At 51.4% G+C, this 14,752-nt stretch carries 13 protein-coding genes; 6 read left to right on the top strand and 7 right to left on the bottom strand.

All coding sequences use genetic code 11. The annotated features are described in order from the left end of the window. Positions 1–96: 96 nt before the first annotated feature. Genes gap through pckA form a run of 3 tightly spaced genes read left to right on the top strand, consistent with a single transcriptional unit; the run spans position 97 to position 2,859 of the window. A complete protein-coding gene (gene gap, locus CBW46_RS17250; RefSeq protein WP_089201230.1) occupies positions 97–1,134 on the top strand; it encodes a type I glyceraldehyde-3-phosphate dehydrogenase in 1,038 nt (345 codons plus the stop codon). Further along, complete coding sequence (locus CBW46_RS17245) at positions 1,110–1,280, top strand: GapA-binding peptide SR1P (protein ID WP_089201229.1); 171 nt, start codon at positions 1,110–1,112, stop codon at positions 1,278–1,280. The genes gap and CBW46_RS17245 overlap by 25 nt, the downstream gene beginning before the upstream one ends. Next, on the top strand, positions 1,270–2,859 hold the full coding sequence (gene pckA, locus CBW46_RS17240) for a phosphoenolpyruvate carboxykinase (ATP) (protein ID WP_165842361.1): 1,590 nt from the start codon (positions 1,270–1,272) through the stop codon (positions 2,857–2,859). The genes CBW46_RS17245 and pckA overlap by 11 nt, the downstream gene beginning before the upstream one ends. A 192-nt stretch (positions 2,860–3,051) precedes the next feature. Here pckA and CBW46_RS17235 read toward each other — a convergent pair whose 3' ends face one another. From CBW46_RS17235 to CBW46_RS17215, 5 genes are read right to left on the bottom strand one after another with little or no spacing between them, the layout of a single operon-like run. Continuing rightward, positions 3,052–4,122, bottom strand: a complete 1,071-nt coding sequence (locus tag CBW46_RS17235; RefSeq protein ID WP_089201228.1) for an Ldh family oxidoreductase — start codon at positions 4,120–4,122, stop codon at positions 3,052–3,054. Continuing rightward, positions 4,103–5,071, bottom strand: coding sequence for a 5-dehydro-4-deoxyglucarate dehydratase (kdgD, locus tag CBW46_RS17230; protein WP_089201227.1), 969 nt, complete (start codon positions 5,069–5,071; stop codon positions 4,103–4,105). The genes CBW46_RS17235 and kdgD overlap by 20 nt, the downstream gene beginning before the upstream one ends. Positions 5,072–5,079: 8 nt before the next feature. Further along, positions 5,080–6,372, bottom strand: coding sequence for a nickel pincer cofactor-dependent isomerase, group 22 (locus CBW46_RS17225; RefSeq protein WP_089201226.1), 1,293 nt, complete (start codon positions 6,370–6,372; stop codon positions 5,080–5,082). A gap of 42 nt (positions 6,373–6,414) precedes the next feature. Further along, a complete protein-coding gene (locus CBW46_RS17220) occupies positions 6,415–7,446 on the bottom strand; it encodes a Bug family tripartite tricarboxylate transporter substrate binding protein (protein ID WP_089201225.1) in 1,032 nt (343 codons plus the stop codon). A gap of 33 nt (positions 7,447–7,479) precedes the next feature. Beyond that, positions 7,480–8,190: a FadR/GntR family transcriptional regulator gene (locus CBW46_RS17215; RefSeq protein WP_089201224.1), complete on the bottom strand. Its 711-nt coding sequence runs from the start codon at positions 8,188–8,190 to the stop codon at positions 7,480–7,482. 255 nt (positions 8,191–8,445) lie between these two features. On the opposite strand from CBW46_RS17215, the gene CBW46_RS21425 reads away from it, so the two are divergent. Continuing rightward, a complete protein-coding gene (locus CBW46_RS21425) occupies positions 8,446–8,583 on the top strand; it encodes a hypothetical protein (RefSeq protein WP_165842360.1) in 138 nt (45 codons plus the stop codon). A gap of 291 nt (positions 8,584–8,874) precedes the next feature. Further along, complete coding sequence (locus tag CBW46_RS17210; RefSeq protein WP_089201223.1) at positions 8,875–9,738, top strand: manganese catalase; 864 nt, start codon at positions 8,875–8,877, stop codon at positions 9,736–9,738. Positions 9,739–9,877: 139 nt separating this feature from the next. Here CBW46_RS17210 and CBW46_RS17205 read toward each other — a convergent pair whose 3' ends face one another. Both CBW46_RS17205 and CBW46_RS17200 read right to left on the bottom strand, forming a co-directional pair. Beyond that, positions 9,878–10,642 carry a sulfite exporter TauE/SafE family protein gene (locus CBW46_RS17205; RefSeq protein WP_089201222.1) on the bottom strand — a complete coding sequence of 255 codons (765 nt, stop codon included), beginning with the start codon at positions 10,640–10,642 and terminating at the stop codon, positions 9,878–9,880. A gap of 474 nt (positions 10,643–11,116) precedes the next feature. Next, on the bottom strand, positions 11,117–12,301 hold the full coding sequence (locus CBW46_RS17200) for a metallophosphoesterase family protein (protein ID WP_243633372.1): 1,185 nt from the start codon (positions 12,299–12,301) through the stop codon (positions 11,117–11,119). Positions 12,302–12,617: 316 nt separating this feature from the next. Between CBW46_RS17200 and CBW46_RS17195 the strand changes: the two genes are divergently transcribed. Continuing rightward, a complete protein-coding gene (locus tag CBW46_RS17195; RefSeq protein ID WP_089201221.1) occupies positions 12,618–14,720 on the top strand; it encodes an LTA synthase family protein in 2,103 nt (700 codons plus the stop codon). Positions 14,721–14,752: the final 32 nt, after the last annotated feature.

Here is a 14,752-nt window from a genome sequence, read left to right as displayed (position 1 = left end):
AATATTGTGTATTTTTTCGAATATATATTGTGTATTATTTATTTGTATGTTATACATTAATTAAGCGTTAATCAACTTAACTGAAGGAGGCATTCCATGATTACAGGAGTCGGCATCAGCGGCATGGGTAGGATAGGCAGACTGCTGGTGAGAAAAATGATGTCTGGTGACACCGCGCACATGCAACTCAAGGCCATCAACTCTGTTTATCCCGCTGAAACGATCGCCCATTTGCTGAAGTATGACACGGTGCATGGCACATGGGACGCCAACATTTCCGTGCATGAAGGCACGATGCGAATTAACGGGCATCCCATAGCGGTCACTTATCAACGCGAACCGGAGAAAATTCCGTGGGCGGAGCTGGATGTTGATATCGCAATCGACGCAAGCGGCAAATTCAATCATCGCGAAGGTGCGCAAAAACATTTGGCCAGTGGCGCCACTACAGTTATTGTGACGGCACCCGGTAAACAGATGGATCTTACTGTAGTCATGGGTGTAAATGATCACCTGCTCGATTTATCCAAGCATTCTATTATATCCGCAGCGTCGTGTACCACCAATTGCGTCGCACCGCTACTCCACATTCTGGATAACGCTTTTCAGGTGAAGCGCGGTTGGATGACCACCGTACATTCGTATACTTCTGATCAAAAGCATATGGATAATCCACACAAAGATCTCAGAAGAGCCCGCGCCTGCACCCAATCCATTGTTCCCACCACCACGGGCGTCGGAAAGGCACTGGCGGCTGTACTGCCTCACCTGGCTTCCCGGATCGAAGGCATCTCCATCCGCGTTCCGGTCCAGGATGTTTCATTAGTGGACCTCACGGTGCAAACGGGACGGGACGTCAGATTGGAGGACGTGCAAACAGCTTTGTTCACTGCGGCAAACGGCGCACTATCCCATTATGTCGGCTATACTGAAGAGCCGCTCGTTTCGTCGGATTTTATCGGCTGTGAGAAATCGGCAATAATCGACGGTCTGTCCGTTATGGCGTTGGGCAATCAAGTAAAGGTACTCGCGTGGTACGATAACGAATGGGCGTACGCGAGCAGAGTGATTGAGTTGGCTCAAAACGTAAGCGAAAGGATGGGGAACACATGGAAAACCTCGTTGGCACTGTAGCATTAGGGTCCATCCTGTGTAAACGCTGCGGAACATTAATAGACACTCTGGACACTGATAAAGTAACTATATATTATTCTGATTGCCGTCAAGAAGCATGTGTAAAGGAAGGCACGGAAAATAAGGAGAGAGAGTATGAAGCTTAGACAGGATCACAGGGTCGAACTGGAGGAAGTCATGTTGACCGGCTGCACCGTTCATTACAATCTATCCGTTCCTAACTTAGTTCAAGCCGCATTGGCACGAAACGAAGGCATGATGACCTCTGCAGGGGCCCTGTCGGTGGCCACCGGTAAATTCACGGGGCGCTCTCCAAAAGATAAGTATGTGGTAAAAGAAACCGGTCACGAGCAGCACATTGCTTGGGGCTATGTGAATCAGGCAATAACTGAGGACCAATTCGATAAAATCTATGATAAAGTACTGGATTATTTAAAAGGCCGGGAGCTGTATGTTTTCGACGGTTTTGCCGGGGCGGACGATACTTATCGTCTGCCCATCAGAATCATAAATGAATACGCGTGGCATAACCTGTTCGCGCACCAATTATTTATTCGTCCTTCCCACGAAGAGCTGCTCAGCCACCAACCGGAGTTTACAGTGATCGCGGTGCCAGGGGTTCAGGCCGAGCCCAGCGTACATGGGACGAGGTCGGAGACGTTCGTCATTGTGTCATTTGAGCGTAGGCTGGTTCTCATTGGCGGCACGGAATATGCAGGTGAAATGAAAAAATCAATTTTTACCGTACTCAATTATTTGCTTCCGTTCCGTGGTGTGCTGCCGATGCATTGTTCAGCAAACGTTGGGGGCAAGGGTGATGTAGCTCTGTTTTTCGGCCTGTCAGGCACTGGTAAAACCACTCTCTCTGCTGATTCCAGCCGGCGGCTGATTGGCGATGATGAGCATGGCTGGTCCGATCGGGGAGTATTCAATTTCGAGGGCGGCTGCTATGCAAAATGCCTGGACCTTGCAGCGGAAAAAGAACCGCAAATTTGGAATGCCATTCAGTTCGGTACCGTCTTGGAAAACGTCGTGCTTCACCCTGCTACTCGACTGCCGGATTACACCGATAAATCTCTCACCGAGAACACGCGCGCCGCTTACCCGCTCGAAATGATCCCAAATGCTGTTATTCCAGGCGTGGCCGGACATCCGCAGGTCGTTATTTTTTTAACCGCAGACGCCTTTGGAGTGCTGCCTCCGATATCCAAGCTGACAAGAGAACAGGCTATGTATCATTTTCTCTCGGGTTATACGTCCAAGCTGGCCGGTACCGAAAGAGGGGTAACCGAGCCGGAGGCCACCTTCTCCACCTGCTTCGGGGCTCCGTTTCTGCCGTTACAGCCCGCTGTGTACGCTGAAATGCTGGGCACAAAAATCCGGGAGCATGATGTGCGCGTATATTTGGTGAACACCGGTTGGACCGGAGGTCCGTACGGGACAGGCAGCCGTATGAGCCTGCGGCATACCAGGACCATGGTTGAGGCTGCGATAGACGGGACTATTGAAACGGCCGCGTTCAGCGCTGATCCGATCTTTGGGGTGCTCGTGCCGGACCATGTAAAAGGCATACCTGATGATCTGCTGAGACCGCGGAACACTTGGGCGGACAAGAACGCATACGATGCTAAGGCGCTGCAGTTAGCAGCGGAATTTGCGAAAAATTTCGAACGGTTCACCGAAGTGAGCGATGAGATTCGCTCGGCGGCGCCGAAGCTAGGTTGAGATAAACACAGCAACCTCGCTGCTGCAGCAACCATAGGGACGTTTGTTTTCAATCTGACAGCACCTGACACAGGTGCTGTTTGTTGTACATTGCAATTTAAACGCGCGCGACTCCCAGGTGTGCGTTCGACGCTGCATGGCGGTCGATCGAACCCCAGGCTGCCACTACGCGGTGCCTTAGCCCGCCGCCCGTCAAGCCCCCAACACCGATTTCACGCCATAGCGCCGAGCGGTACTGAGCAGTTCCTCGTAAATCTCCTTCGACAGCTGGATTCCGTCTTTGCGCGCCTGCTCTGCACGCAAGTATTCTAGATCGCCAGGCATGTAGACTTGCTCGAAGCCCTGGGCCGGCGCGCTCTCTCGTGTCTCCCGCTCCTTCTCATCCATGCGTTCAAGGAAGGTGTCGAGCGGCAGCATGGACTCGATATCTATGGCGGCAAACATGTGGCCCAAATCCTGTGGCACGGGGTCATCATAAAAGCGTGGAACGCTCGCCCCAAACATTGAGCCGGTCAGCACGCCGGTCAGAATATCGATCATAATAGCCAGACCGGAGCCTTTGGCGCCGCCAAACGGGAGCAGGCTGCCTTTTAACGCTTCATGGGCGTCCGTCGTTTCTTGTCCGTCGGCGGTTATAGCCCAATCTTTCGGAATAGGTTTGCCCAACTTGGAAGCCAGTGTAATTTTGCCTCTCGCTTGGTTGCTGGTCGCCATATCCAGCATGATGGGTCGGCCGGAGGACGATGGCACGGCGATGCACAGCGGATTGGTGCCCAAAGTAGGCGTCTTCGATCCGAACGGAACCATGACGGGAGAAGTGTTGGTCATTGATATCCCGATCATGCCCTGCGCTGCAATCTTCGCCGTCCAATACGCGGCTGTGCCGTAGTGATTGGAATTTCTCACGCCTACCCACGAGCTCCCGTACTGCTTCGCTTTTTCCACGGCGATGTCTACAGCCCTCTGTGACACAACTTGCCCCCAGCCATTGCCCGCATCCAGCAGCGCCGTGGTTGCCGACTCGCGCACGACGGTGATATTCGTCTCTTTGGTTACCAGATTTTGATCCAATCTAAGCAAATAGTCATTCAATTTGGACACACCGTGGGAATGCACTCCCGTCAAATTCGCGTGCACGAGCGAGTCCGCGATCAGCAGGGCATCATTGTCCGGGATTCCTGCAGCAATTAGCACCTCCGTGCAGAACGCGGTTAAATGTTCAGGTGAAACACGTATGTTTAGCTCATCTTGTACTTTTGCCATAGTGTAATTCCTCCTTCTCAAGTGGTGTAGATTGAACTGGAAACCGGTCCAGCGCCCGCTTCAAAGCTTGCTCCAGCTCCTTGTAATGCTCTGGTTCGACCGGAATGAGCGGCGGCCTTACTCTTGCTCCAACAGATAAACCCATGATTTCCATACCCGCCTTGATCAGCGCCACAGCGTAACCTTTTCTCTGCTTGCGAATGTTATTGATAGGAAATATTACTTCCGTGTATAGCTCGGTTAACAGTTCTTGGTTGTTTTGCTGCACAGCGCAATAGAACAATCTCGAGATATGCGGTATGTAGTTGGAAATAGCCGAAGAATAAGCGTTAAATCCCAACGGGCGATAAGCAGGGTACGTCAATTCAGCGAACGGCATGCCATTCACCCAACTCAGCCGCGCGCCTAAGGTCTGTACAAATTCTACATTGGTCTCCATCGTCCCGACCCCATCCTTCAAGCCAATGAGCTGAGACAGCTCAGTCAATCTTCTTAATGTGCCAAGTGACAACACAGCGTTGTCCCGCTGATATATAATCGCGTCGAGCTCGGTGCTTTCGATAATCGCCTTAAAGTAATCGTACAAGCCTGCCTGCTCAGCGTTGATCAAATACGGAGGCAAAATTAAATATCCGTCTGCCCCTTTTGCCTGAGAAATGCGCGCTAACTCAAGGGCTTCCGCAATATTGCCGCCGACACCCGTGAATACAGGAGCTTTGCCGCCGCTGAGAGAAACGGCCATTTCCACAATGGTTTCATACTCTACTCGCGTCAGCGATTGAAATTCCCCCGCCCCCGCGCACACATAAATTGCGTCCAGACCGCTGTCCAGCAAAAATTGAATATTTTCTTGCAACGCCGCGTGATCCAACTGATCGTGAGTGTTAAAAGGCGCCACCGGAAAGCCCAGTATGCCCTTGATCTGCCGATTCTGTCTGTTTTGCGCCATCAGCCTCCTCACCTGCCTTTCCAAATATTTGTAGTGATGTTGCGGTCAGCATCAAATTCGACACGGATGGGATCACCCAGCACTTCGATGCGGGGATCTCCGCCGAGCTCGGACAGCACGGATTGCGATACCAGTATATACTCCAGCTCCAGCGTGTTTTTCACCCAGACTACCCTGGGGGCACTGCGACCGATCGAATAGCATGTAGTTAACGCGGCGTTAATTGCCTCCGCATCGTTCTGCATGATGACCGGGATTTTGGCTGAATCAAGCACCTTGGATGTGAGGACGTTAGCGTACGTGTAGTCCAGATTGATTTGTTCAAATACACGTCTCGTGGTAACATCCGCTACCCCAATCCCACAGGCGTTGCCTTTTGTTTCCGGCGTGAGGCCAAGCACGACCAGCCGCTCGATCTCAGGGGCATCGAATTTCTGAGGAGCTTTCGAAGCTGCACGGCCGGTAATGTTGGGGTCCATGCCCGAGCCGCTGATGTTTTTACCCATTTCATTGACCAATAGCAGATCAATTGTTTTCGGTATAATGCGCGGCATGAACTGCTTAGCTTGGATAAGCAGTTCCTTTTCCGCAGCGATCATCTCATCGCCAGGAACCGCCACGATGCGGGCCGTCCTATCGTAAGCGTTTTCCAATATGGCCAGTCCGAACGCAATCGGTGCGCGCTTAAAATACACCTCGGCAATCTTGGGCAGCACCACCGGCATGTCAGCCAACGGATGTTGATGGACGGCGAGAGCGCCTTGGTGCCGGCCCAATCCGATAGCCATCATTTTGAGCAGTCCGCTTTCGTAATCTCCTTTAAAGCTTGTATGCGGTTTGATCCGGTTGATAAACACGATGGCATCGGCTTGCTGCGCCTCTTTATCTAAATACACGGGTGTGCCGTCGCTCAACGCTCCAATCTGTACGACATCCATTGTTGAAACAATTCGAACTCCCATGCTTTCCTCAGTGATGCCAAATTCAGCGAGCACTTTAATCTGGCCCTGCCCGGTTCCCCCGCCATGGCTGCCCATGGCCGGCACGATGAATGGTCTGGCGCCCCATTCGATGAGCTGGCTGATCACAGCAAAAGTGATGGTTTTTAGATTAGCGACGCCTCTGCTGCCGACGCCTACAGCTACTCTTGCGCCTGCTGGAATTGTTTGTTTCACCGTCTGCTGGTTTAATTCCGCTCTAACCTCGGCTTCGATATCGTCAACTGTGAGCGCTTCAAATACTTGACGGACCGGGATCATTGCGGGAAGCGGATCGTAATTGCCGGACTGTGTCAAAGACATCTGCGTTACACCCTTTCTTCCGTTATATGTTATGTGATCCGTTTATTTTATCAAGCCAACCTTGGTAGCCACATCCCGAGTCGATTTGTATGTTTCTTCCGCAATTTTCTTGAATTCATCCGGACCGCTGTAAGCCGGCTCGATACCGATTTTCTTGAACTCGTTAACCGTCTCCGGATCTTCCAATGCCTTTTTGAAGGCATCATGTAAAATTGCTACCGCCTCGGGCGGCGTGCCTTTGGGAGCAACGATACCGGTCCAGGCGTTGTATCCTATGTATCCTCTTTCATGCAGCAGCGGCACATCCTTAATCGCCTCGGCTTTACTCGTTCCTATGTTGGCAAGTATACGCAATGCTCCCGCGTCCACTTGAGGCTTGGCCTCATGTACCTGAACGACCGCACCGTGAACGTGGCCTCCTAATAATGCCGTGATAGCAGGTGCGGCACCATCAAACGGCACGTGCTTCAGCTTCAAGCCGTCTTTGAGCGCTACGCCCTCCATGTTCAAATGCTGGGTATTACCCTGGCCCGGCGTAGAATAGCTGAATGCATTCGGGTTTTTCTGCACGTAGTCCAGCCACTCATCCACCGTTTTCCACGGTGCATCCGCTTGGACAGCTAATATATGCGGGACGGAATTCGCAATGAGGATTGGCTCGAAGCTATCATACGAGTATGGTGTTTTCCCGTAGTTGGGCTGAATCGCCAGGTTGCCGATCGTTGCCATAGAGATTTTATATCCGTCCGGCTTGGCTTGAAACACTTCCCCCAGCCCGATGACACCGCTCGCTCCCGGCTTGTTTACCGTGACTACCGTCTGTTGGTTAGGCAAGTATTTGCTTACCGCATTGGCCAGTGTGCGCGCGGTGACATCCGTGCCTCCGCCCGTCGCGTAGGGCACGATCAACTCAATCGGTTTTTTCGGAAAATCTGCAGCAGGCTTCACAGAGCTGGCTGCCGCCTGCCCGGAGGTGGCCGCGGGCTCCGATGCTTTGCCACATCCGGCCAGCATCGATCCTGTGAGAGCGACTGTCCAAGCTAGCGAAAATAACGTTCTGCTTTTCCCCATCATAGTAGAAGCGCCTCCTCAACCTTTTAGCGTCTGTCAGCAGGTTTCTCCCGTTTTGCTCGTGTTTTTTAAGATCTTTTGTCTAACGAAATCCAGGTGCCGGTACATATGCAGCCAGGCTTCGGAAGGTGATCTTTTTTTCAGCGCCGCATAAATCGCCGTATGGTGTTCTACGGCCACGTTTCGTTCTCTTACTTCGATGTTTTGGCTCATCTGGTCAAATGCCATTAAAAGCGAGTCAATCATCCCCTCCAATACATGGTTATTGACACTGAATGCGATAATTCTGTGAAACTCTTTGTCGATCTCGGCATAATTGCCGGGAGACTCAGAAATCGCTTCGATAGTGGAGTACAGCTCGTTCAATTCCCGGTCAGTGATCTTCTCCGCCGCCAGTGTGATCAGTCCAAGCTCGAGTGCCATCCGTGCCTCGATAATGGCGGGAAGATCGTCCATTGCCAAAGACAGCATGTTCAAAAAAGGCCGGCTGCCGATTTTTTGTGCGAAATATGTGCCGTCCCTCGTTTTTCTGTGAATGATGCCTAAAGACTCCAGAGAGCTCATCGCCTCACGCAACACCGGCCGGCTCACGTCAAGCATCTTTGTCAGCTCGGTCTCGGGAAACAGTTTGTCCCCCGGTTTCAAATCACCGGATACGAGCAGCTGCAGCAACCGGTCGGCAACTTCCTTCGCCAATGTTTTGCGTGTGACTGATTCCAGTATCAAGTCGTTGTTTCTCTTATCCATCCCATCCACCCTCAGTATTTGTAAGCGCTATCTTTTTCTTTTGTTAAATTGTATTACAAATTGAATGGTAATACAATCGTGATTTTCGGTCACGCGGAGAGAAAATTTCTATATCTTCCGAGCCGTGCATAAAAAATACATTTTCTTCAAACCATATCTTTTGTTATGGCTCTGATCTCTTCCAAGGCGTGCCCGGATCGGAGGTCACCTCAGGCACATGTTTTTATCATCCGATGACGAAGGGGGTTGCGACAAATGGCTGATCCAAGGTACGATTCTCCGCAGCAGGTTGCGCAGGAACGCGAAAACAAAGATGTTGAGAGAGGCGAGGACACCAACGGTGACGGGGATATCGATAAAAGATTAGATGGACCGAATTTCCCTGCTGAGTAGTTGTCGGCGCTAACAGAAGCTTGGGCTGGGCTGCGGAGTCGTGCGTAAAACAGCACATAGGCACGTGTGCAGCAGCCTCGCAGCGCTGGCTATGCAACAAAAGCGGCGGCTCAGGAACATGACTCATGTTCCTGGCCGCCGCTTTTTCCTTTTGCTCTTAATATGTCGTACGTGCACCCATCCATGCCCAGGCGTATACAATAGATAGACAAAAGCCCAGAGAGCTTTGCAGCTAAGTCTGGAAAGCCCCCGGCGCTGTAGAATATTGCTGTAGGAAGGATTGACGCAGACATGTTTTTTCACATTAAGGAACTGCAATACCCAGCTCGCTGCGAAAAGCCGGACCCGCTTCTTGCCAAAAGGGTACAGGAGATTCTTGCGGGAAAATTCGGTGAGATGACCGTCGCCATGCAGTATTTGTTCCAAGGGTGGAATTTGCGCTCAGACGTTGACAGCAAATACAAGGATTTGCTGTTGGACACGGGCACCGAGGAATTGGCTCACGTTGAAATTGTGGCTACCCTGATTGCAAGATTGCTCGACAATGCACCATGGAAGGACCAGGAAATTATTGCGGCACAAAATCCGATCGTCGCTGCCATTCTCGGGGGTATGAATCCTCAGCACGCGATTTTCGCAGGCTTAGGCGCCCTTCCGACGGATAGCGTCGGTTATCCATGGAACGGCCGTTATGTGACCGCTACTGGCAACCTGCTCACCGATCTGCGCGATAATTTAGCCAAAGAGTCGGGCGGCAGGACGGAAACGGTACGGGTATACGAATCGACCATTGACGCCGGAGTGCGGGATACACTGGCATTTCTCATTGCAAGGGACACGATGCATCAGAACCAGTGGGCTGCGGCAATCGCCGAGCTGGAAGCGAAGGAGGGCTTCGTAGCCCCAGGAACGTTCCCGCAAGAATGTGAAAACCGCGAATTTTCATATAAATTTTTCAATCTTTCCAGAGGCGAGGCCAGCGCTCGGGGCAGATGGGCACATGGCCCGACACCTGACAGTAAAGGCGTATTTCAATATATTGCCTGCCCTCTGCCAGTGGGTGACCGGCCTCAGCTGCCGCCCGCTCCGCCATACATCCATGATACCCCGCCGCACGTGTTGAACAATCATATCAGCGTTCCGCCAATGAAGTGAGTTACGACACATAGTGCAAATCCCGTCCAACAGGACGGGATTTTTGGTGCGAGCACGGCCTCCGGCACGCTAGGATAGGCGCGCGCGGTATCGTACGGACGAATGACCGCTAAGTATGTCTTTTTATACCGGAGGCGATTTAAATCAATTTCAGTCCGCTGATCAAAATGATGCTCGCTATGACAGTGCGTAAAAACTTGGTGGGTGCTTTCGCGGACAAAGTGCTTCCAATTATTACGCCGGGCACGGAACCAAGCAGCAAGTTGACCGCCAGCATGTAATCGACATTCCCCATACCGGCGTGCAGGGCACCGGCGACGGTCACCAGGAGAAAGGCGTGCGCTATATCTGTTCCGACTAATTTTGCCGGACTGATGCGAAAAAAATACAGCATAACCAACGCGAACAACGAGCCTGAGCCAATGGAGGTGAGTCCTACGATGAAACCCAGCACCCCACCGACCAGTATGGTTAAGCCTTTCCTATCGTCCAGAGATTTAACCTGCCAGCTGTCGGCTTTCATCTTATGGTCCAATACGATCTTGAGCAGCGTAGCGAGAGCAACCACGATGAGCACATAGCCCAACGCGTGTTTAATAATTTCCTCTTGATTGGAATAAAATGAATCGAATACATGAAGAAGAGCGATAGACAGCACCGCGCCCGGGATACTTCCGTATGCCAAATATCTGGCCAACCGGAAATCGATCGTCTGCTGCCGCCAATGCTGAATGGTACCGAATAACTTCGTGACTGAGTTATAAATCAGGTCTGTGCCTACAGCGATGGACGGATTCACACCGAACATGAGTAAAATAGGAGTCAATACCGCGGCTCCCCCCACCCCGGTTAATCCGACCAAGAAACCAACGAACAAGCCCATTATCGCAATGCTGATATCCATAAGATTGCCCCACTTCTTTCTAAAACATAGTATTCCTATCGGGTATGATCATATTGTATATATAAGCAATGATGTTTGTAAAGGAAAATTTTATTTATAAATCATCATATGCCGTGTGGATTGGTTAGGTTAACGTCCTCCACCTCCGGCGCAGCCCGTGCGCTGCGCTTCGGTGGACGGCGATCTGCGAATAAAAAAGTCTAAAGACAATCAGCGCGACACACGGAGGGCGATTAAGCGGCGCATATAGGCGGATGTGTGGGTGGCCGCCGTTTAGCCAGCGGTCTTCAGACGCGCGCCTCACCTCAACAGAAAGCTTCAGTACAACGCATACGAAAAAAGGACCGGTCTCAATCGAGACCGATCCTTTGTGGTTGCAAGCACAACCGATAGACCAACCGGAGAGGAGCGCTGTGAAGCACCCAAATGCCTGGTGCGTTTCAAGCCCGCAGCGCAGACGGGCACTCTGTGGTATCACTTACCACTGTCACCGAGCTTGACCGAAAACTCCGTATCAGGAATCCACTGCTTGCGGTGAAAGTCCCGCCCTTTTATAACGACCCGGTCGGCGTAGACTTCAACGTACAAGCCTTCACTGTTCTCTGCAGGCACGGTGGTTTCCAATCCGGTACCGTCATCTGTCAGTGGTCCGTACACGGAAGATGAATTGACCGATGTGAACTTATCCTGCACAAACGTTTTGGGCAGCTTCAAATCCCAATGCGTGTGCCCGGAAAACAAGATGACTTGCGGGTAATCCGACAAAATCTCCCGGAGCTGCTCATGCTGTACGACAGCCCGCATGTAAGCCCAGTAATTGGTGCCCGCCACGGTGTTGGGCAGCGGCTGATGCAAAAACACAAAGATAGGCTTGGACGAATCCTTGCTCTTAGCCAAAGCTTGCTTCAGCCAAGATAATTGATTCGGGCTAAGATACGCATCCTCATTGTTAGACGGATCGGATATACGGTATCGTTCCGAACCGAGAAAAATGAACTGATGCCCCTTTATCATCTGATCATGATAAATGCCCGGCTGCTGTGTGAACTGCAAAAATCGATCGATGGAAGCCTGCTCCGTCTCGCCGTTGGGAAACGTGGCTGGACTCCACTTTCTGTCTGCGTCGTACCAGGCTTTATAGAACTCGTGATTCCCTATAGTGTAGAAAACCTTGTCCGGATGCGGCAGTTCGCCCATCAACTGACGCAGCTTTGTGTAATCCTCAGGCAAGCCGCCGGTCAGATCGCCATTAATGATGAGGGCGTCAGCATTCGGATTCACTTCCCCTAAGTCGCGCATCGCGGCCTTGAATTTCGCTTGTGACACAGGGTCGTTGTCCTGCACGTGAATGTCACTCAGCACCGGAAATGTTAGCAGCGGCTTGTCCGATGCAGCATTCGGCTGCGTGTCCGCTCCCTCGCCGTTCGGCTGCGCGGAAAGAATCGACACCTCAGGCTCGTCCGCGCTGACGGCAGGCGCAGCCGTCGCGCCCGCAAACTGAGCCGGGGGCTCCGCTGCATGCCCACTGCCGGCAGATACAGCCAACGCAGCAGTGTTGTGCATGGGCAGGGCGGCCTGTGCCGCTAAAGCAGCTGCCTGTGCGGAACCGCTCGACAGCATCCCCCATGCCAACAGCGCCGATAACAGAACGTTTTGCAAACCAATCCACTCCTTTTTCTCTGTGACTATATTTTTACGATAAGGGCCGGTTGTTATTAGGGGGTGACGAATGCATATGCCGCTGTTATTTGACTGCAATCGACAATTTGTAACACAATACCCCAGTATTATTTATACATGCATAACGACAAAGAGTTGCGTGCGGACCGGCATTTTGTCGGCAGGCCGAATGGATCGTGATACAGCTTTTGCCCCCGTAATACTTGGCAGCTCAGCGTTACCATGTAATGAAGAAGGTATGATATACTGGATATTAGCTTTTACAAAAATTTTAAATAATGGGTGATGTGCAGATATGAGTGAATTGCAGATCGCGATTCAAACTCATGGCTTGAAGGTGGCAAGACGGCTTCCCTTGCTATTGTGGTCATTTTGGATTGTGTTTTTGGTGGAATTAATGAGCAGAGGCTATTGGGGAGAAACTTTCAAATGGACGTTTCAAGCGATCCCTGAGCTGGCTCTGAACACGATAGTCGTGTTGGGTTTTTTGTTTCTTTTCACTGCATTGACCGGTAGACTTCATCTCTCGTTCTGGCTTGTATCCACCGCTTGTCTCGCCTTTGGGTTAATAAGCGGCATCAAAGTGGCGATATTGGGCGTGCCGTTTCTCCCATGGGATTTACTGTTGACGAGTGAAACCAAGGACATGGCACAGTATTTGAACGGGCTCCTTAACTTTACAGTTATCTCAGGTATTATATCGTTTGTCGTTATAAGCATTCTTCTGCTTTACAAGCTTCCGCGTTTTTCTCTCAAGTTCAACTGGAAGCACCGGTTGGGCATGAGTGCAGTGGCAGTGCTCCTATTGGGCTTGGTCTACACGGACGGCTCGTGGTCGCTGAAAAAATTAGCCAATGTACAAAATATCGCGTGGGACCAGACGGAGAATGTGCGTGCAAACGGTTTTCTGCTCTCCACAATCATGAATCTGCAATTTCTGTTCATGAGCGCGCCCGAAGGCTACGACGAACAGTTCATTCGTTCCGCTTCGTCTTCTGTCACCCCCGCGGTGCCGGCCAGTGGAGAGCACAAACCGAACATCATTGTGGTACTGAGCGAATCATTTTGGGATGCGACCCAAATTAAGGGCGTCTCTTTCAGCAGCGATCCGCTTGCGTTCTACCATGAGCTAGCGAAAAACTATAGCAGCGGCACATTGCTGTCACCGCAATTCGGGGGCGGAACCGCGAACGTCGAGTTCGAAGTGCTGACCGGGAACTCTATGCGATTCCTGCCGCCAGGCTCGGTTCCATATAATCAGTATGTGAACAAAGGCGTAGATTCTATGGCGAGCATTTTGTCGCGGCAAGGATATTCGGCCACGGCGGTGAACCCTCTTCACAGCTGGTTCTATAACAGCAAGAAGGTATATCAAAATTTCGGCTTTTCCAAATTTATTTCTCAGGAATTTTTTGATCCGGTATACGACGGCCCCTACTTGGCGGATCGCGAAGTGGCCAAACAAATTATTAATACGAGCATGAGCACCGCAGGTCCGGACTTTATTTTCGCAAATACGATGCAAAACCATTTTCATTACTATCCGGGTAAATTCAAAGAAAACACGATTGAAGTGACCGGGGTGGAGGGCGAATCCAAGGGTCTGCTCGAAACCTACGCCCAAGGGCTGCTCGGCGCGGACGATATGCTGAAACGGCTGGTCACACATTATGAAAGCATGGATGAACCGACGATTGTAGTGTTTTTCGGCGATCATCTGCCGAGTCTCGGCGAGGATTACAAGGTCTACAAGGAGACCGGCTATTTGCAGGAAAACGATCCGGATTCCTTGAACAAACTTTATCGGGTACCGATACTGGTGTGGAACAATTACCTGCACGTACCGAGGGAAGAAATTAACATGAGCCCATCGTTCGTAGGGCCGTATGTATTGAAGACCGCACAAAGACAAGGGACTTATTATACAGACTACTTAGCGCAATTATCACAGCGTATCCCGGTCATCCCGCCGGAAAATTATTACGGTCAGATGAGGATTGCGAAGCAGGATCTGGCCACCTACGAGAAGCTGCAATACGACATCCTGTTTGGGCAGCAGTACGGATACAGCGAAATTAAAAGCAAGATTAAAAGCGAGCATTATGTGCTTGGTCCTGCGCCGCCCGTGATCGACAGCGTTCGAACGGAGCAAGCCAACGATAGCGCGGTGCTGAAAATCAAAGGCAAAGACCTGCCTTACAACAGCGTGGTTAGCGTGAACGGAGAGCAGGTTGCGACCAAATGGAACAGCCACACCGAGCTGACGGCCACGCTGCCGCCCGATTACGCGGAACAGCCGCCGCTGCAGGTTGAAGTCATTGTAAAAGATTCCAGAAACAGCATTCTCGCTAAATCAAATGAGTATGATTACTCCCATGTCACAGCCAGTGATATGTGAACAGACGGCCCCGGCCTCGGGGTCGTTTTTTC

Source organism: Paenibacillus xerothermodurans (assembly GCF_002220865.2).
Classification (GTDB): domain Bacteria; phylum Bacillota; class Bacilli; order Paenibacillales; family NBRC-103111; genus Paenibacillus_S; species Paenibacillus_S xerothermodurans.
This window is presented reverse-complemented; position numbering and strand designations above follow the sequence as displayed.